The 19,806-nt window shown below is 33.4% G+C and carries 21 protein-coding genes; 7 read left to right on the top strand and 14 right to left on the bottom strand.

Going from position 1 to position 19,806, the window contains the following annotated elements; all coding sequences use genetic code 11:
- Positions 1-195: 195 nt before the first annotated feature.
- A complete protein-coding gene (fdhD, locus tag KA909_RS08695; protein WP_075108022.1) occupies positions 196-999 on the top strand; it encodes a formate dehydrogenase accessory sulfurtransferase FdhD in 804 nt (267 codons plus the stop codon).
- Between the two features lie 25 nt (positions 1,000-1,024).
- Here the strand turns inward: fdhD and KA909_RS08690 are convergent, their stop codons facing one another.
- The 9 genes from KA909_RS08690 to KA909_RS08650 form a co-directional block, all read right to left on the bottom strand.
- Entirely contained in the window at positions 1,025-1,789 is a 765-nt protein-coding gene (locus KA909_RS08690; RefSeq protein ID WP_193839056.1) for a GNAT family N-acetyltransferase, read from the bottom strand.
- A gap of 34 nt (positions 1,790-1,823) precedes the next feature.
- Positions 1,824-2,372 (bottom strand): biotin transporter BioY, encoded by a 549-nt coding sequence (locus tag KA909_RS08685; protein ID WP_193839055.1) that lies wholly within the window; start codon positions 2,370-2,372, stop codon positions 1,824-1,826.
- A 68-nt stretch (positions 2,373-2,440) separates the two neighbouring features.
- Positions 2,441-3,403: a nucleoside hydrolase gene (locus KA909_RS08680; RefSeq protein ID WP_210130109.1), complete on the bottom strand. Its 963-nt coding sequence runs from the start codon at positions 3,401-3,403 to the stop codon at positions 2,441-2,443.
- Between the two features lie 510 nt (positions 3,404-3,913).
- Positions 3,914-4,831, bottom strand: coding sequence for an ABC transporter substrate-binding protein (locus KA909_RS08675; protein ID WP_193839054.1), 918 nt, complete (start codon positions 4,829-4,831; stop codon positions 3,914-3,916).
- 256 nt (positions 4,832-5,087) lie between these two features.
- Entirely contained in the window at positions 5,088-6,230 is a 1,143-nt protein-coding gene (locus KA909_RS08670; RefSeq protein ID WP_193839956.1) for an acyl-CoA dehydrogenase family protein, read from the bottom strand.
- A gap of 159 nt (positions 6,231-6,389) precedes the next feature.
- A complete protein-coding gene (locus tag KA909_RS08665) occupies positions 6,390-6,734 on the bottom strand; it encodes a transcriptional regulator, SarA/Rot family (RefSeq protein ID WP_037549844.1) in 345 nt (114 codons plus the stop codon).
- Positions 6,735-7,203: 469 nt separating this feature from the next.
- Positions 7,204-7,527: a PH domain-containing protein gene (locus tag KA909_RS08660; protein ID WP_075108029.1), complete on the bottom strand. Its 324-nt coding sequence runs from the start codon at positions 7,525-7,527 to the stop codon at positions 7,204-7,206.
- Between the two features lie 29 nt (positions 7,528-7,556).
- A complete protein-coding gene (locus tag KA909_RS08655; RefSeq protein ID WP_075108030.1) occupies positions 7,557-8,288 on the bottom strand; it encodes a transcriptional regulator, SarA/Rot family in 732 nt (243 codons plus the stop codon).
- Positions 8,289-8,546: 258 nt separating this feature from the next.
- A complete protein-coding gene (locus tag KA909_RS08650) occupies positions 8,547-9,269 on the bottom strand; it encodes a helix-turn-helix transcriptional regulator (protein WP_228480668.1) in 723 nt (240 codons plus the stop codon).
- An 800-nt stretch (positions 9,270-10,069) separates the two neighbouring features.
- Here KA909_RS08650 and KA909_RS08645 point away from each other — a divergent pair.
- Positions 10,070-10,834: a CHAP domain-containing protein gene (locus KA909_RS08645; RefSeq protein ID WP_053028591.1), complete on the top strand. Its 765-nt coding sequence runs from the start codon at positions 10,070-10,072 to the stop codon at positions 10,832-10,834.
- Positions 10,835-11,247: 413 nt separating this feature from the next.
- On the opposite strand, the gene nhaC is transcribed toward KA909_RS08645, so the two are convergent.
- Both nhaC and KA909_RS08635 read right to left on the bottom strand, forming a co-directional pair.
- Positions 11,248-12,654, bottom strand: a complete 1,407-nt coding sequence (gene nhaC, locus KA909_RS08640) for a Na+/H+ antiporter NhaC (protein ID WP_193839052.1) — start codon at positions 12,652-12,654, stop codon at positions 11,248-11,250.
- Positions 12,655-12,766: 112 nt separating this feature from the next.
- On the bottom strand, positions 12,767-13,837 hold the full coding sequence (locus KA909_RS08635) for an NAD/NADP-dependent octopine/nopaline dehydrogenase family protein (RefSeq protein WP_193839051.1): 1,071 nt from the start codon (positions 13,835-13,837) through the stop codon (positions 12,767-12,769).
- 405 nt (positions 13,838-14,242) lie between these two features.
- Here KA909_RS08635 and KA909_RS08630 point away from each other — a divergent pair, with 405 nt between their 5' ends.
- The 5 genes from KA909_RS08630 (at position 14,243) to KA909_RS08610 (ending at position 17,416) form a co-directional block, all read left to right on the top strand.
- Positions 14,243-14,671 carry a magnetosome magnetite crystal formation protein family gene (locus tag KA909_RS08630; RefSeq protein ID WP_053028594.1) on the top strand — a complete coding sequence of 143 codons (429 nt, stop codon included), beginning with the start codon at positions 14,243-14,245 and terminating at the stop codon, positions 14,669-14,671.
- A gap of 316 nt (positions 14,672-14,987) precedes the next feature.
- On the top strand, positions 14,988-15,587 hold the full coding sequence (locus KA909_RS08625; RefSeq protein WP_193839050.1) for a CHAP domain-containing protein: 600 nt from the start codon (positions 14,988-14,990) through the stop codon (positions 15,585-15,587).
- A gap of 148 nt (positions 15,588-15,735) precedes the next feature.
- A complete protein-coding gene (locus KA909_RS08620) occupies positions 15,736-16,065 on the top strand; it encodes a DMT family transporter (protein ID WP_075108035.1) in 330 nt (109 codons plus the stop codon).
- Position 16,066: 1 nt separating this feature from the next.
- Entirely contained in the window at positions 16,067-16,381 is a 315-nt protein-coding gene (locus tag KA909_RS08615) for a DMT family transporter (protein ID WP_053028597.1), read from the top strand.
- 78 nt (positions 16,382-16,459) lie between these two features.
- On the top strand, positions 16,460-17,416 hold the full coding sequence (locus KA909_RS08610) for a 2-hydroxyacid dehydrogenase family protein (RefSeq protein WP_075108036.1): 957 nt from the start codon (positions 16,460-16,462) through the stop codon (positions 17,414-17,416).
- A gap of 97 nt (positions 17,417-17,513) precedes the next feature.
- On the opposite strand, the gene KA909_RS08605 is transcribed toward KA909_RS08610, so the two are convergent.
- From KA909_RS08605 to KA909_RS08595, 3 genes are all read right to left on the bottom strand, one after another.
- Positions 17,514-18,638 carry an FAD-dependent monooxygenase gene (locus tag KA909_RS08605; RefSeq protein WP_193839048.1) on the bottom strand — a complete coding sequence of 375 codons (1,125 nt, stop codon included), beginning with the start codon at positions 18,636-18,638 and terminating at the stop codon, positions 17,514-17,516.
- A gap of 96 nt (positions 18,639-18,734) precedes the next feature.
- Positions 18,735-19,514, bottom strand: a complete 780-nt coding sequence (locus KA909_RS08600) for an N-acetylglucosaminidase (protein ID WP_193839047.1) — start codon at positions 19,512-19,514, stop codon at positions 18,735-18,737.
- A gap of 27 nt (positions 19,515-19,541) precedes the next feature.
- Positions 19,542-19,760, bottom strand: a complete 219-nt coding sequence (locus KA909_RS08595; RefSeq protein WP_053029047.1) for a hypothetical protein — start codon at positions 19,758-19,760, stop codon at positions 19,542-19,544.
- Between the last annotated feature and the right edge of the window lie 46 nt (positions 19,761-19,806).

Below are 19,806 nucleotides of genomic sequence, written 5' to 3'. Positions count from 1 at the left end.
AACCCCACCTTTTATACCACTTATTATACGCTTATTTATAACTTTTAAAAGGTATAAAATGATAAATTTCACCTAATTTTCACATTATTAAATATATTTAATATACTATCAATTATTTATATGTAATTTAAATCTTTTCAAATAATGTTCAAAAGTTTTAATATAGAGTTATATATGCCTAAAGGAGAAATAAAAATGGATAAAGATGTATTACAAGGGCAATCTATCCTCCGCTATGAAGACGGGCAACTCATCAATACAACAGATAGCTATGTTACAGAATTTCCATTGACAATTATTGTTAATGGCACAGAATTTGCTACAGTCATTTGTAGTCCAACACATATGGAAGAACTTGTAGTGGGATTTTTAGCTTCTGAGGGAGCTATTTATAAAAAAGAAGAAATACGCGCTTTGCAAATAGATGATAGTAAAGGTTTCGCACATGTAGAGTTAACTAAAGATTTAGGCGACCGTTTTGAGTATTCAACTAAACGTATGATTGCATCATGCTGTGGAAAAAGTAGAGAATTTTACTTTCACAATGATGCAGCTATCGCTAAAACCTCAATGTCTAAAATCACATTAACGCCAAAACAAGTGCTCAATATGATGACTGGGCTACAATCTGCAAGTACATTGTTTAAACAAACAGGTGGGTTGCACAATGCTGCCATTAGTGATGGTGATGAATTTTTTGAACATAGACAAGATATCGGCCGTCACAATGCGCTCGATAAACTTTATGGATTTTGTCTTGAAAGACGTATACCTGTCAGAAATAAGGTACTTATTTTTAGTGGGCGTATTTCATCGGAAATATTATTAAAGGCGGCTAAAATAGGTGTAGGCGTCATTTTATCCAAATCTGCACCTACTACGTTAGCGATTACGTTAGCTAATGATTTAAATATAACTGCAATTGGTTTTATTAGAGATGGCAACTTTAATGTTTATAGTCATCCAGAACGTATTAAAGCCACTGACACATTGGATTAATCTTCCAAATGCGTCAGTGGCCTTTTTATTTTACATCTTCTTTGATGATATGATACACAAAGCTTTGGTACGTATAACCTTGTTTCGTGTACATATCTTTGGCTGTATCTTCTCCATCAGCTACGAGTATAACTGGACGTTCGTTTGCTATGCTACCTATATGTGCTTGTAAAGTTGATCCAATACCCTGTCTTCGATAGTTTTCCATAACACCAAAACTATCAATTTCGATGGTTTCCTCAGTTTCAATCACATCAACAGTACCTACAGGTGCTTTGTCAACGTATGCTATTAGTCGGCATATGTTATCTTTTTTATGCTGAATTGTCCGTCTCGTGTCATTGACACTCTCAATCGCAAACGGTTTACCATAAGGCAAGGCAAATGAATAATAAATATTCAAATAATCTTCCATATTGCTTTCATTTACTTCTTCAATCACAACATCTTTTCGACTAGGTAAGCGTGTTAATTCATTACCTTCTATAATATAGAATTCAAGTAAACCTAGTTGAAATCCTTCCTTTTCAATTGCATTTTTCCATACTTCTTCCAACCTCTCATTCTCTGGAAAAGTAAACGCTAAATGATTCGAATGCTGTTTCTCATGCAATTCATACTGTTTAGTCATATCTTTATGCCACTGTTCTATAGTTGGCATTTCTTTATACACCCACTTATTTGTATCATATTTCAATGGTTGTGAAGGTGTTAAGTAAATCATTATTCGTTCATCTTCATGATATAGATGCCCCTCTTGAGCAATGTTTCGGATTGATATATTTGACATCACTACATCCACCTGCCTCGTTCATTTGTTAGACTTATTGTATCAAACTTTTGAAGCGTGAATGATTTAAAAGTGTTACGCCAATTAAACTCGCAATGATGGCTTTAATGATATCTCCTGGCATAAAAGTAAATGACAATAAGAAGGCTTTACTTACTGGAATATGTATAATGAAGCCCATAATAATTGTACCGACGATATCTAAAAATAACACACCAATTATTAATGTAGTAACAAATAATACGGCAAAATTGATTTTATTAAAATATTGATCTCTTACAGAACCAATACCAAACGCAACAACCGGATATAAGAATAAGAATCCTGCTGATGGTCCTGCAAATACGCCAATTCCTCCACGTCCACCTGAAAGAACTGGTAAACCTGCAGCTGCTAATAGTAAAAAGACAATGACACTGAGTGTCCCATATTTTTTACCTAATATCATACCTGCTAAAAATATACCAATATTTTGTAATACGATAGGTACTGGCATAATCGGAAGCGGAATTCCCGGAACCAATCCTAAAACACAAATAATCGCTGTCATTAAAGCTGTGTAAACTAAATTTCTTGTATTCATGTTGTATCCTCCTTCTACGAAGATGATTATACCACTAATGTAAACTTTATAAAATAAAAAGTTTACATTTATGAAGGAGAATCTACTTTTTTTGCTAACTGCGTAATGTATTTAAAGAAGTCATCATGATTTACACTCGTAACAACTTGGACAGGACGACCTTTTTCTGTCACATATGTACGCCCTTGACTTGGTCCTTGATGTTCAACATCAACATGCTTTGTTATTGATTGAACCAATTCAGGATTACCAACATAAGCAGTGGTTAGGACATCCCATAAAAAGTAAGTTGAATTAGTTATAAAATGTGTTAAAGGTGGGACTGCCGCATAACTAACACCTAGAAAATCAACGCCCGAATAATGACGTTCGTTTGCCCACATTTGTCGAATATCTAATGTTAATGGCACTTGATTCGTGCTTTCTAAAGCCACCATATCTATAGCAATGTCACTATCAAATACTACTTTTACCGCCTCTGGATCCCAAAATGCGTTCCATTCAGCTGTACCATCATGTTCTGGCTCTTCCACATTGCCTTTTTCAAGAAAAGTCCCTCCCATCCATACTAATTTAGCAATATTCTTCTGAATGCTTGGGTCAATCGTAAGTGCTTTAGCCAAATCTGTTAATGGTCCCGTAAACAATAGTGTTATCTTTTCTGTTGACTCGCTCAATACGCGTATAATATCCTCATACGCTTCTAGGTTGCTCATGCCAGATTGTTGATTCGTCGTTTGTTCATTCAATATCGGCAATGCATCCATAAAGAATGCATGCATTCTCCACTCTTTCGGAAATGGATTGGCACCACGTTCATATGATGGCGCAACTTGTAATGATGCATTAGAAAAACGATTAATAATTTTACATGAAGCACTAACAGACGGTTCTAAATAACAATCTGCTCCTATTGTACTTACTCCAACTAAATCAATATCTTCCATTTGTAACAATAAAAATAAAGATATTAAATCATCTACACCACCATCGTGGTTAAAATATACTTTAGTCAAAGTGATTCCTCCCATTATTATGTAAATAGAAAATAAAGCGGAACGGAAATGATATTTTCCCAAAAATTTATTTTGTTGTTCCACTCTCAACTTGCTTAGCTTGTATACTTTCTTGATGAAATACTATTTGCTAAGCCCCACCGACAAGGTTGACTAAAATTAAAAGAAGCTTGTTGCAAGTGCACTGTTATGTTAGTCAACGACTGTCAATATATATTTATAGGGAGTGGACAGAATTCTTTTAAATTCGTCGTCCACTCCCAGCTTGCTTTGCTTTTAGAATTTCTTGATGAAATTCTCTTTGTTGGGGCCCCGACCCCAACTTGCTTTGCTTGTAGAATTTCTTAGTGAAATCCTCTTTGTTGGGGCCCCACCCGCAAGGATGACTAGAACTGAGAAAAGCTTGATTAAAGCGCCTTCTCAGTTCAGTCAGCTACTGCGAATTTGCTAAATAGCTTCATTATATTATTTTTGTCCCAGGCTTTTAAAATATCATAAAAAATTGATCGTCGTCTCTATATTCTATTATTTACTAGCTTCAATTAATTTGTCTTTTAAATCTTTTCGCATAAAGTCAAGTGTGTAAGGATCATTATACCAATATGTTTCAGCCTTAACTTCAATCACGTTTCCATTTTTAACTGCTGGCAAGTTTTTCCAGATGTTTGTTGTCTCATAACTTGGTTTAGATTTACCTTCTCCTGTTGAGACGATATAGTCACCAGCTACGTCTTCAATTTTTTCTTGACTGACTTCAGCCCAACCTTCTTTTTTAACTAAATCTTGTTGGCCTTTAGGCATATTCAAACCAAATGCTTGATATAATACTTCTCCACCACGACCCCAGTTGTCGCCGTAAGTGTAAACTTTCTTGTCAAATTCATCTAAGATAGAAACTGTTGCGTCTTTACCAATTGCATCTTTGATTTCTTTGCCATCTTTTTCAGTTTGTTTCTTCCATTTTTCTTCCCATTTTTTAACTTCGTCTTCTTTACCCATAATCTTACCTAACATTTCTTGTTGTTCAAGGTATTTGTGTTTGCCATAATCAACAACAATCGTTGGTGCGATTTTTTCATATTTTTTGATATTTTTATCTGTAGAGTAAACAATAATTAAATCCGGTTTTTGCTTAGCCACTTTTTCAACGTCAGCTTCACCAATTTTTGTTGTATCTTTAAATTTCTCTTTTAAAATTGGGCTTTGATCAACTTGATTGTTAACCGCAACAATGTGCGCGCCTAATTTATGTAAACCACCTGCAAATGTAGGTGCAACGACAGCAATACGTTTAGGATCTTTAGGAATATCTATCGTCTTTCCACTATCTAATTTATATGATTTTGTTTCTTCTTTTGAATCAGATTTACCCGAACCACCGTTATTACCACATGCAGCTAAAACGATGATTAGAACAAGTAATGGTAAAATTAATTTCTTCATAACATCCTCCTGTTGAAAACGATTATCAATTTCAACAAAATTATATCCTACAATGCAACGTTTTACAATAAAATTTTAAATTATTTGTAAAATCAAAAAAGAGTGGAACACAATTTTTCGAAATTATTGTTCCACTCCCCCGCAAAGCTCATCACTACTGAGAAAAGCTTGATTTAAGCATCTTCTCTATTCAATAAGCTACTACGTCATCATATTATTTTTGCCCGTCCACTTATCCTTACCTTGTTTACACTATTTAAAATAAATTGCACACAGATTTAGCTATGTTAGTATAAGCGGCATCCTCCATAGGTGGATTGTGTAATCCAGCTCTCATATCACGGTAATAACGTTGCAATGGTCGTTCCATTTCAAGACTCTTCGCGCCAACGATTCTCATCGCTAAATCAACTACTTCCAACCCTTGATTCATTACTAGCACTTTACTCGCAGATGTTTCATTCCATAACTTAGGTTGATTTTCTAGGTGATTATAGCCTTTAGCAGTACTCCATAAGAAATGTCGAGCTGATAATAATAGTGACTCCATTTTACCAATATTTTGTTGTACAGTTGGCAAGTGACTAATCGTACCTTCTATACTATTTGGGCCATACGTTGTTGCGAAATTGATTGCATAATCTCGTGCCGCCTGTGCAATGCCTAAATAAGTGCTAGGAATGTGTAATATCCATCCATTCGGTTGCGGTTTTCGTTTTGACTCAACAAAAAAGTCATTGGGTACCCACACATCATTCAATACTAAATCGTGACTTTCTGTTGCTCTCATACCTACCATATTCCAATTATCGGCAATTTCTAAGCCATTAGTGGCTCTAGGCACTAAGAAAAATCCTACTTCTTGCAAGTCATCGACATAAGCTGCGACAATATAGTGTGTCAACGCTTTGCTCATTGATGTGAACGTTTTAACACCATTTAATAGGTAGCCTTCATCTTGCTTAACTGCATGCGTTGCAGGTCTGCCACCACGAGTAGGGCTACCTGTATCCGCTTCACTTACTGCTCTATTGACTAAAGCACCATTTTTAATTTCTTTAGCAAAACGATCCAGCATATCTTGATTCCACATTGATTGTTCATATATTTGTCCTATGACACTTAAATGCCAACCGATTGATAACGCCGTTGCACCATCAATTGCTCCTAAATATGTTTGTAACACAACCATATCTTCAATAGTCGCGCCTTCACCACCATATTCAACGGGTAACGTAAGTATGCTATATCCTTCTTGCACTAACCATTCAATATTTTCAAATGGGAATCTCGATTGTTTATCATTTTCTGCTGCTCTTTTTTTAAAAGTTTCTTCAATCGATTGAAACTTTTGTATCCATTTTCTTTGAATATCTGTGTTAATCAGAACTGAATTGATCAATTATATCACCTGTTCATTGTCATTGTTATTTAAACCTAGTTTATCACTCAACATTTTAAAATGAAAGTTAACCACGTTCAGATAGCAATATAAAAAGACTTAAGTCAGAGAGATTGAATATCTCAATGCTTAAGTCTTCTCATGAATAAACATGAATTACTTGATGTACTTTTCTAATTCAGCAATCAGTTTATTAATCTTGTCTCGTTGTTCATCTGTTACATAAACAATAACTATTCTTTCATCTTGTATGCTACGCTTTTTTGAAAGTAACTGTAAATCTTTTAACTTTTGTAATGCTTTAGTTAAGTAATAAGGTTTAAACTCTGAATACGTTGCAATTTCCTTCGAAGTTATTTCATTTGTTTTACTTCTTGCAATATAATTTAAAATATAAACCTCTTCATAATTTAAATTATATTTCTTTTTAGTGTCTTTGAAGAACTTTTTAACTTGAAATGTTGCGTTAACTAAATCATTGATGTCTTTAATTTGTCCCATATCCTAAACCACTCCTCTGATGTACGTCTTGTTGCTACAAGGTTCATGTCTACTATTTATTACTTACCAAACATTTCTTATGCTATAAAATTTATTTTATAACATTTAAGTATAATATTTCAATATTTTTATGAAATTAAAATGATATTATATATCAATAACACGTTCCATCAATTAAATTACACATAATCAATTTGTCTTAATTGCTATTTAATAGAATATAAAAAAGGAGTGCGACAGAATTCTTTTTGAATTCAATGTCCCACTCTCCTAACAAGGATGATTCGCGCTGAACACAGCTTCTTTAAATCGTTGTCTCAGTTCAGTCAGCTACGATATATTTGCAATGTCGCTTTGTTATATTAATTTTTATTTCGTTCTTTCTATACATTAAAGACTTAATCTAACTGAAAAAATGGTTAATAACTGTTGTTCTATCCCTTAATTCTCTATTACTGCCATTTTATCGTTATTTAATTTTAGCATTCACATAATCAACAAACGGTTGAATCTCTTTTGTTTGAATTTGTTTCATTGGTACTTTCCCAATGTTAAAAGTAAACACTAAGTCTTTACCATCAAATTCAATTGCTTCTATTTCATTGTATGGAATATTTCTATAATAGAATTGTCCATTCATATCTACATTCATAATTAATCTTTCAGAGGTAGCAATAAACGCACCTTCAAACTCACTTTGTCCTTGAACGTTATACTCAATTATCCCTAGTACAGAAGGCCCTTTAGACTCTGTTGGGAACAAATCATCGGGATTCACATTATCTAAAATCATGCATTCATTCTCCTTACCTATTATGTTTATTAAATCAATCTCATTTCCTCTTGGAATTTATTGTAACATTTAACAAATATTTGATAGGTTTCATATGCTCGTGATTCAATAAATTTTACGTTTACAATTCGTTCATCTATTGAATTACGATATTTCTCTAAATACCCTTTATGATAAAGTTCATTAATAACTGCATTTATACATATTAAGTATCGATAAGACATAGATTGAATCTCTTTTAATGAAATGACTTGCCGATTCGAAATGAACGCTCCTAATAAAATCAGTTCATCTAAACTCAGATTAAATTCCTTCGCTAACATTTGGACTTTATATCGTGCATCAAAAATAGTGATGACATATTTCAATGAATTGTAATGGGTACTTTCTATTATACATGCAAAGTTTTTCAATTTTACCATTTCATTAATTTCAGAAAACATCGTATTGAGTTTATCCTGACAGTTTGTTGATGGGAGAAATAATAAGCGTCTTTGATCATTATTATCACGCAATTTAATAATCCATCCCAAATGGTATAAGTGCTCTAAATGATGTCTTAGTTGTCTTTTTGAAATAGATTGATACGTAATTAATTCATCTATATAAATACCTTGATGATGAACATGATAATAATTAATGACTTCATTTAATGTTTTTAATTGTTCAAACTTTAATTGGTAGCTGTACTTTAGCACCTCACCTACCGCCTTCATAAAAACCAGATAAAACAATAATGTTTCTAACTTATGCTTATCCATCATACCTATCACCTCATGACACAATCTTTAGATTGGGCTATCGAAAGCATCTACGGCAAATCGCTTAACCGTATAAAATGATTAAGATTACTTTGAACATAGCAATGATATACCACTATTCCTACCCAACCTTTGCAAAGATAGACATTTACATGACTCTTTCAATAAAACAACATCATCTTTATATTTTGTGAATCAGTAGGTCGTACTAACGAATACACAATCATAACAGTGATTGATTACTTCTGATAGGTTATTTTAACTGTAATGCGCTTTGGCTTCAGCAATTAATAACTGGGTTGTTTCATCAAACGGTATTTCTGATTGATTCAATGATTGGTATTGATGTGACTGATTTTTAGTTCGAATTTGACCAGGTGTGTTACCATACCTTTTATTAAATAAAGCGATAAAATGCGGGAGATGATTGAACCCATGCTTGAACGCAATGTCTTGAATCAAATGATTACTTATTAAGATGTCTATTAAACATAATTTTAATCTAACATCATTTATATATTGCGTTATATTACGATAAGGTGTGTGATATTTGATAACTTTACTTAATTCTTTAGCTGACATATTAAGTGCATTCGCCATGTCCTGACGACTAATCTTAGTACTGTGATGTTCAATAACATACTCATGTACCTTATCAACTAAAGCATTTTCTAATTTATAATGAACACGTTGTTTTCTTTGCAAATATCCTAATTCTACACATAAATGTTTAACAAGCTTATCTTTGATTTGTAATTTGTGCGGTTGTCTACTTTCAAATTCCAGTATATTTAGAATAAATGGTTCTATTTGTCTTCTTTCTATAGAAGAAAATTTATAGCCATTTGACTTAATATAATCATCAGCAAACTTCAAATAATCTTTGAATGCTATTTCAATGTTTGCGACGATCGCACCATCTTCGCTTTCAATCGAGTAAATATCATTAAGCATCACAAATAATAAATCTCTTTCTTGCATCTGAAATCTCTCTAAATTTAAATTTACTCGTCCTGACCCTTTCAGCCAATAGATTAATTTAATATTCGATTCCTTTTGCTTACTTATCTTTATATCTTTTAAAAGTTTTACCGAAAAGTTATCAATCATACGTACGTCCTCTCACTTTATAATATATAAAGACATGACATAAACAGAAATAATAAATTATCCCCCATAACTCTAATAACTATTGCTGCATCATTAACGTTTCTCTAATTTAACGCATTTAATCGAATGTCTATCTTCATATATAATTGTATGTTTTATTTCGGTATTATCAGTAGCAAACTTTTAACCAATTATATCATTTTATTATCTTATATAACGATTTTTATATCCTAAATGATTTTTATAATATCAAACATTATAAATTCCTTTAACACGCCTGCAAGAGAGTAATAATACAATTAAATTAAAAGATGATTCAGATACTTATTGTAAAAACAATACAAAAATAATGAATTCTATTAATTTTATATCAAATTTATTTTTGCTGTTACTTTACAAAAATGTTACAGAGAAATGAGTATCTTTTTCATATATTTTTTAAAACGTTGCTATAACAGCGTTTTTTAATATTACAAAAAATTACTTATTGTATTTATCTCAACACTATTTATTAGCAAAAAATTACAAAATGATAACAACGCACACAAAATGATTTTTTTCTGATAAAGTATGTCTTGTCGTTAAGAAACTTATTAAAAACTGGACTTAAGGGTCATCAAATGACTATTAAATATAAAATATTAATTTAATTCTCAGGAGGAAATTTTACAATGAAAAAAATCGCTACAGCTACAATCGCTACTGCAGGAGTTGCAACAATCGCTATCGCTGGACATGGTCATGAGGCACATGCAGCTGAACAAGGCTACAATCCAAATGATCCAACTTCATACAGCTACTCTTACACTATCGACCAACAAGGTAACTATCATTACACTTGGAAAGGTAACTGGAGCCCAAATCAAGTAAATCACTCTAGTCAATCAAATTATTCAAACTACAACTATTCTTATAACTACAATAATTACAATAACTATAACAACTATAACTACAATTACTATGGTAATAACACACAATCATATAGTTCAAACACACAACAAACTGGTGGTTTAGGTGCAAGCTACTCAACTTCAGATCGTAACATTAAAGTAACTACAACTACTGCGCCATCATCACAATCAAATGGTGTGTCAATTTCAAGAGCTTCAAGTTCAGGTAGTAACTTATACACTGCTGGTCAATGTACATACTATGTATTTGATAGAGTAGGCGGTAAAATCGGTTCTACTTGGGGCAATGCTAATAACTGGGCAAGCGCTGCAGCTGCATCAGGTTACACTGTAAACAATTCACCATCAGCTGGTGCTATTTTACAAACTTCTCAAGGTGCTTACGGTCACGTAGCATATGTTGAAAGCGTTGGTAGTGACGGTTCAGTTACTGTATCAGAAATGAACTACGGTCACGGTGCTGGTGTTGTTACTTCACGTACTATCTCAGCTAGCCAAGCTGCTGCATACAACTACATTCACTAATTTTATGTATAACGAATAAATTAAGGTCAGTAAATGAATTTCTTAAAATACATTTACTGACCTTTTTAATGTGCACAAGTTTAATAATATTGTGAACTGTTGGATATATAATTGAGCGTATTAAAAAAGATTGGAAAGTAACACTTCATACTTTCCAATCTTAATGTATGTCCAACAAATTCATTCTTTCTTGCTTTGTTATATCTTTTACTATAATGGTGCTAATAATAAATTCGTTTGTCATCGTTCATGAATCCAATTCTCGCTACAAAAATTGAACCCACTACTATGAAATATTTTGAGGATATTTACAGTTAAAACTTTAATGCATTAGATATCATCGCTACAAAAATATCTATGTAATGTTTTAACATACTTGAATATATCCTTTTGACAAATGATTAAACATATTTTTACGAATTTTTTACATAACTTTTGTTGTTTAATTTACGAATACCAAGTCCTGAAAATCCATAAACAATAGCTAGAATTGCACATAAGTAACACGGCACTGTCCAAATAAAGAATTGATCTACGGATACACCCAATTGTTGTGTGTAATAAATTCCTGAAGTTCCCCAAGGTATTAACGGCAATACCATCGTACTAGAATCTTCTAATGTTCTTGATAAATTAGTTTTATCCAAATCCATTTCGACAAACATATCTTTCATTAAGACACCCACCATGATAATGACTATAGATGCTACACCAGCAGCAAAAACTAACATTAAGCAACATACCACTGTTATTAAAATTAACGTACCCACTGATTTTACACCTTTAGATACTGTATTTAACATGACATCTAAACATCCTGATGTCTCTACAATACCTGCGAAAGCATAGCCACAGAAAATTGTAACAAGTATTTCTGTCATACTCATCATGCCACCTTGTTCTAATAACGACGTCGCATTGTTAGAGAGATTGGTATGACCAGTCATTGCAGGTGTAAAACCGTTAAACATAGCTTTAAATCCATCAACCATAATAAAGTGATGATTTAATGTACCTACAATAACAGCACTCAAACTAGATGCTAACATAGAGGGTACTGTGGATACTCGACACACTAAGCAAATAATGATAACTAACAAAGGTATCCACACCCATATATTAATATGATATATACCATCAAGTTCATTTAATAATTGATGTATTTGCTTTGTATTGACTGCACCTTTTGAATTTAATCCTGCAAAGAACCATACGATTAACCCTATCATTGATGCCGGTATGGTCGTCCACATCATTGCCCTAATGTGAGAAAAGATATTCACCTTAGTGACTAAGGCAGCCAAGTTGGTCGTATCTGATAATGGTGACATTTTATCACCAAAAACTGCACCTGCAATAATAGCACCTGCTGCCATACCTAAGTCGATATTCAGCTGATGTGCAATAGATATCAAAGCAATACCCGCAGTAGACGCAGAGCCCCATGCTGTCCCTGTGGCTAAACTACAAATTGCTGAAATGATAAATGCAGAAACTAAAAAATAATGTGGATTTAAAAATTTCAAACCGTAATAAATTAAAGCTGGTACAGTTCCAGAATACATCCAACTACCAACAATAATGCCTACAGCTAAGATGATAAATATTGCAGGCATAGCCGTTGTTAGCCTTCGAGTAATGCCTTCTTCCAAATCTTCCCACTTTAATCCTACACGCCAAGCAATTAAAGCAGCATAGGCAGAAGATATAAGTAATAGCACTTGAATTGGAATATTAAATTTTATAAATCCGATTGTTACGACAAGAACCATAACGACGATTGTAGATATTGCTTCCCAGAACGATGGCTGTCTTTTCATACACATTCCTCGTTTCTATTAGATTAATGACCTCTTTTCACAGCTAGATGTTTATTTGAATGATTACTTAAATATTAAATATGCATGTATACATCGTTTATTCAACTTTTCATTATTCTAAACCGAGTTTTTCTAAACCAAGTTCTTCAACTTTAAGACCTTCTTCGAAAAAGTCACGTTCTAAAATTGTAGACGCAATCATGATAACCGCATCGATATTGGGTGTCTCAACATCGATTGCTCGTCCTAGACTTGACCATAGCACTAAGCCATATGCGATATCTTCTGTTAAGTAACGATTTTGAACTGAATTAGGTCCAGGAATTTGAGAGAAAACAGGACTCGTATTAAAGAGTCGATTTAATGGTTCATCTTCATCTTTACGCTCTAAATATCCTCTTTGTATACGTGCCTCTTTCGCTGTTAAAAGTTCAAACCCTAATTTACGACCTAACGTTAAACGTTCTAATTCAATCGCATGTAATAATCTGACAGTGTGTTTCGTGATTCCTTCCTTATACAAGGCAAATGAATCTGCATAATCGATTCGACCTACATTTAATAATGTTGGCCCAGGATGTACTTCTGGATTTCCGTTTTCTAAATTTGTCTTCCATAAGTTTTCTTCTTTAACCAGGTATGGATAAACTTGACTCACTTTTTCAAAGCTGTCACTAAGTTCTTTCTTATTATAAGTAGAGAAGAACACCTTACGTACATTGAGTGATAAATCTACTCGTGCTGCTTCAAAGTCTACACGCGTACCGTACGTTAGCGTATTAGCTTCAGCAAACTTAGGCTGAACCTCGATATGTCTATCTTCAAGTACATTAATAAAACGGATTGAAGCCATCGCTGCTGCAATATTAAAGAAGATCAGTTGATCATTCGTCACGTGCTCAGCCATTATTTCCGCATAGTATTCAATATAAGATGAAGGAATAATCACTTGAACAAGTTCAGCGTCTTTCAAGACATATTCAATGTCATCACTGATTTCAGTAAACGGTACAAATGATTCGGCACCTTCATTGTTAAAATCAAAGCCACCCTTTTCTAATGCATGATCAAACTTTTTAATAGATGAATTTCGACAGTATAATTTCACATCATGGCCTTGATTTACCATATCTACTGCCGCTGTTACTGCACCATTACCTGATCCTACTACTGCTATTTTCATAATTATAACTTCCTTTCAAACTATCTTATTGTCTCTCATTTTGATTAAAAATAAAGGGAGCAGGTTAGAAATCTACATCGCTTCACTAGATTTCTATATAACCTTGAAAAGACAGTCCAAAATAACTGTCTGTTTCCAAGTCCCGCTCCCGGGCAAAGTTGGCTAGAATAAAAATAAACTAAAGCCATCATCATTTTTATTCAGTCAGCTACTGCCAAATCATTCATATGAATCATTACTAAAAAAATTAGTACTTAATTTTATACAACGCTAAACTATATCCTATTTTTTAAAAATTAAACACACTAAATTAATTTAAATTAATTTTAAAATTAACTAATCATTTTAAAGTAACTTTGTTATATTAATAGTGATACATGATTATAAGTTGAAAGGAGTATTATTATGTCAGAATATGATAATCAATCACACAACTCTCCGATTCAGAGGGATAATGAGCAAGATGCGCGTTTAATGGCAATGTTGGTCTTCTTATTAGGCTTTTTTACTTCTATTATTGGTCCGATTATTATTTGGGCTATTAAACGTAATGAATCACAATTAGTTGATAAAGCTGGAAAAAATTACTTTAACATGCTCATTTCATATTTCATTTGGAGTGCTGTCATTGGAATTTGTATTGTTCCCTTATTCTTCATATATGCCGTTAATAATGAAGCGGTTATCATTATCGTAACAATATTAATCTTTATTCTTTCTATCTTGCTATTTGTGCTTTCTATTTTATATTTCGTATTCCACATCGTTGCTTGTGTGAAATATTTTAGTGGAAAAGCGTATGTTGTTCCATTATCAATTCGTTTCTTTAAATAAATAGCGTAACAACTAATGTTACAAATGCCTGTAACATAAATCATATATTAACATTATCAAAATATAAGAATAATGTAGTATACATGCATATTCCAAGCATTATTACATTACGTAACCTTGAGCACCCCTTTATTACGGAGTTGTTCAAGGTTTTTGTATTTCATTTACGAAAACGTAACAATGCACATAACGCGTTTGGAATCTGTTAAAGTATGATTTGTCGTTGGGAGCGACTAAAAAATCAAATCGAAGTCTATTCAACATATCGCTAACTAAACCTATTGTTGAATATCATATTTTGGGAGGACTTTTTACTATGAAAAAAATCATTACAATTTCAACTTTAACAGCAGGCATTGGTGTATCAGCATTAGGATTAAATGCTAACCATGCGGATGCTGCGGAATATAATCACAATCCAGCACCACAACACAATCAATTCGGTGGCGGTTATCAACAACCTCAATTTAACCAACAATCATTTAACTATAATCAAAGCACTACTTCATCTTCAATAACTGACGGAAGTACGTCATCTAGTAGTTCTTCAACAACGACGACGTCATCAACACAAACAACTTCTTCAACATCAGGTAATTTATATACAGCTGGCCAATGTACGTGGTATGTTTATGACAGAGTTGGTGGCAACATTGGGAGTACTTGGGGAAATGCGAATAATTGGGCTAGTGCAGCTTCAGCAGCTGGCTATACGGTAAATCAAACACCTGAAAAAGGCGCAATTCTACAAACATCTGAAGGTACTTATGGCCATGTTGCTTACGTGGAGAGCGTAAATAGTGATGGTTCTATAACTGTTTCAGAAATGAATTATACTGGCGGACCATTTGTCAAAGATACGCGTACCATTTCAGCAAGCCAAGCAAGTGCTTATAACTATATCCACTTATCATAATTTCTATATATAATGATCAGTTAAAAGCGTATGCCTCGTTAATTAAACATTAACAGCATACGCTTTTTTAAGTTTCTCAAATTGAATTTAAATCAACGATTTGAGAGAATGAGCATATTAGTCTTTTATAGATAAGGAGTGTTAGGTTATGCAATGGCTTAAAGTCATTTTTGCTGGTCTGATTGAAGTGGTTTGGGTAATAGGATTAAGTAATGCGCATAATTTCGTTACTTGGCTATTCACTTTAATCTTTATTGCATTAAGCTTCTATTTAATGATTTCCGCTTCTCGACATCTACCTGTTGGGACCGTTTATGCGGTGTTTGTAGGCATAGGAGCTGCTGGTACAGTGATTGCTGACATGCTTTTCTTTGGTCAACCATTTACGATTACGAAACTGGGCTTGTTACTACTATTGTTAATAGGAATTATAGGCCTCAAATTATCAACGAACGACACGCCTCAGGGAGGTATGTAATATGTCATGGCTATATTTACTCATTGCGGGATTACTAGAGGTACTTGGTGTCATTTGGTTAAATCAATTTGCACGTTCAAAACAAAAAATTTATATTATTTTGATGGCAGTGACATTCATTTTTAGTTTTAGTACTTTAAAACTGGCAATGGCAACCATTCCAATGGGAACTGCTTACGCTATCTGGACAGGTATTGGTACTGCTGGAGGCGCTATTGTAGGAATGATATTTTATAGAGAATCAACACATTTTAGCCGTATATTCTTCATTTTCTTAATACTTTTCTCTGTAATTGGCCTCAAAATAATTCAATAAAATGAAATGAATTACATTTGTATACGTTTTCTTCTTTTATTATACTTAAGGAGAAAACAATGTTAAGGAGTGAGTATCATGGAAAAAGTTTATATCGCTGGCGCAATTCCTGAAGTAGGATTAAATTTACTTAAAGAACACTTTGAAGTTGAAATGTATGAGGGTGAGGGCATCATTGACAAGGAAACGCTAAAAGAAGGCGTCAAAGATGCTACTGCACTGATAAGTATCCTTTCAACGAATGTGGATCAAGAAGTAATTGATAGCGCAACGAACTTAAAAATCATTGCAAACTATGGTGCTGGATTTAATAACATCGATATTAAATACGCACGTGAAAAAGATATTGATGTTACAAATACACCTAAAGCATCAACTGCATCAACTGCTGAATTAACATTTGGCCTTGTTTTAGCCGTTGCACGTCGTATAGTAGAAGGTGATAAATTATCTCGTACTAAAGGTTTTGACGGTTGGGCACCTTTATTCTTCAGAGGTCGTGAAGTATCAGGTAAAACAATTGGTATTATTGGTCTAGGAGAAATTGGTAGTGCAGTAGCTAAACGCGCGAAAGCTTTTGATATGGATGTCTTATATACTGGTCCACATCAAAAGAAAGAAAAAGAACGCGAAATTGGCGCGAAATACGTAGATTTAAATACATTACTTGAAAATGCAGACTTCATCACGATTAATGCTGCCTATAATCCAGATTTACATCATATGATTGATACTGAGCAATTCAAACGAATGAAGTCAACAGCCTATTTAATTAATGCAGGTCGTGGCCCTATTGTAAACGAAGAGGCTTTAGTAAAAGCTTTAGAAGAAAAAGAAATCGAGGGCGCTGCATTAGATGTTTATGAATTTGAACCTGACATTACGGACGGATTAAAATCACTTGATAATGTCGTTATCACACCACACATTGGTAATGCAACATTCGAAGCTAGAGATATGATGTCTAAAATCGTTGCAAATGATACAATCAAAAAATTAAGTGGCGACACACCTCAATTTATAGTTAATAAGTAATCTAAAATATGAAAAAAGACGGAAACTGAAAGGTCATGGCTAAGTGTATTCGTACTCACTTAAGCATGTACAATGACTTCAGTATCCGTCTTATTTTTTATTTACTTTTCGCTTTGTATAAGAATTTAGTTTGTCTACTTAATAAACGTTTAGGTGTTCGCTTCATTACACTATTGCGTAATGAGATGGCTAATGTGTTATCTTTTTGAGCTATTTTACCAATCTTTCTTGAACGTTTAATGACTTTAGTAGTATGTTTAACCCTTAACTTATCATAGCGTTTTAACGCTTTGTCCAAATCGTATTCAGCTAAGCAATTGGCTAATACAATTGCATCCTCCATTGCTTGCCCTGCACCTTGCCCCATATTAGGTGTTGTTGCATGTGCTGCATCTCCTAACAATAGTATCCGTTGGTTTACAAATGATTTGATTGGTTTCATATCATATAAATCATGTTTCAGAATACCTGTTTCGCTCTGTTTATCTAAAATATGGCGTACGGGTTCTGGATAATTATTGAAATATGCTTGAAGATGTGGTTTTTCAAATGATTGATATTTTGAATCCTTTTCAGACGCATTAATTGTGATAAACCAATACGCTTGATTATTGATTAGTGGGACAATACCTACGCGACCACGTTTTCCCCAATATTCATTAGCTGTATCTGTATTTTGTAGATTCGCATCATCCACTAAGCCACGAAAACACGTATACCCTTGATAAAGTAGCTTGGCATTCGGATGAACGGCTTGTCTAACAACAGAATGAATACCATCTGCACCTATACATAAATCAAAACGCTGACTTGCATGGTTAGAGAAGTGAATTAGCACTTGTTGATCAACATTATCAACTTTAATGACATCATAATCAGTATAAATACATTGAGGATTGACATAAGACTCTATGAGTTCTATTAATGTTTGTCGTGCTAAAGTAACATTTAATGTGTTTTCTTTTAATTTTACAGTAGATAAACTGTTTCCTTTGTCATCAAGGACATTCATCGCTGATAAGTTTAGACCCGCATTTTTGATGCCTTTAGCTAAGTCATGTTTTCCTAATTTCTTAATGACATTATCACCAATGCCTATCCCTGCGCCAACTTCACTAATGCTTGGTTGTCTTTCAAAGATAGAAACGTCATGTCCTTTTTCTGAAAGTAGTGCACCAGCGGTTAAACCACCTATTCCTGCACCAATTATTGCAATTTTCATTTATTTACACCTCAGTATTAAATTCTACTAAATTTTATCATAACTATGCTTTATCATTGCAGTTGGAAATGTAACATCCTGCAATTGTTAACCTAATCAAGAGGTATAGAAGTTTTTGCGAATATCATCTTTTTTAATACCAAATTCATCATAATATGATTGCATAAATGTTGCGATATGATCTGCCCATAAGATATCGCTCGCATACTGATGCTGCCCTGGATTCTTAGGATTCCATCGCATTTGATAGAGCGTAATTTGGTCATTATCAAAATAGTTCGCACGAATAAATTTGGCACCACCTAGTATGGCTTTGCGTGGTGTCGTCCATGCTGCTTCTTTCGCGTAGCTTTTACCTGTATGTATCGCATTTTCATCGAAGGCACCTACACCAAAAAAATTATAATAGCGTGTCTTGCCATCTTTGATACCACTAGCAAGTTTAGATTCACCATTCGCCGTTTCAACACGTGCATGGCTTATTAAGTAGATGATATTCACTTTATATTTATCTTGCGCCTCTATAAAAGCATCGGCTTGATTTTCAAGAATACCGTATCCTTTTAGCATCTGATTTACTTCTCGTTTCGACATTGGAACTTGCTGAGAAATATCCATGTATTTAAAGTTATTATCATCTCGTGATATGCGCATCGCCTTCTCTATGTCTTGGTTATTCGCATTCACAAATTGACCATTGCTTTCAACTGTATTTAACACACTTGCATCTGTTTGTTTCTGTAATGCTTCTTGAAAGCTATAATGGCGATCATTTTTCAACAAATCCGAGTGATTAATAATTAATAAAACAATGAAAATAATGATGATAGTGCCTAACAATATGATTGGCAAACGTAAATGGGATAATTGTTTCATGTCAGTGACAATCCTTTATATAGCTAATTAAGATAAATATAAGTAAGTAATGATAATAACAATTAAGACAATCGCAAACGATATGTTGATGACAATCTTCATGCCAGTTCGGTCTCTGAATAACACATTGAAGATAACCAAACTAATTGCCAGTGATACAGCAAACATTGAAATTGCTAGCACCATTTGCATCATCACTAAAAAAATAATTCCTAAAATAATGAACACATTAGAAATCACTGTCATAATTTTAATTGCGTTTGGATGAATTGTTCTCACCCCTTTTTATTAA

This window comes from Staphylococcus sp. GDX8P54P, from assembly GCF_017893165.1.
GTDB classification, from domain to species: domain Bacteria; phylum Bacillota; class Bacilli; order Staphylococcales; family Staphylococcaceae; genus Staphylococcus; species Staphylococcus borealis.
Note: the sequence above shows the minus strand (reverse complement) of the source record. Positions and strands in the feature narration are given on the sequence as shown.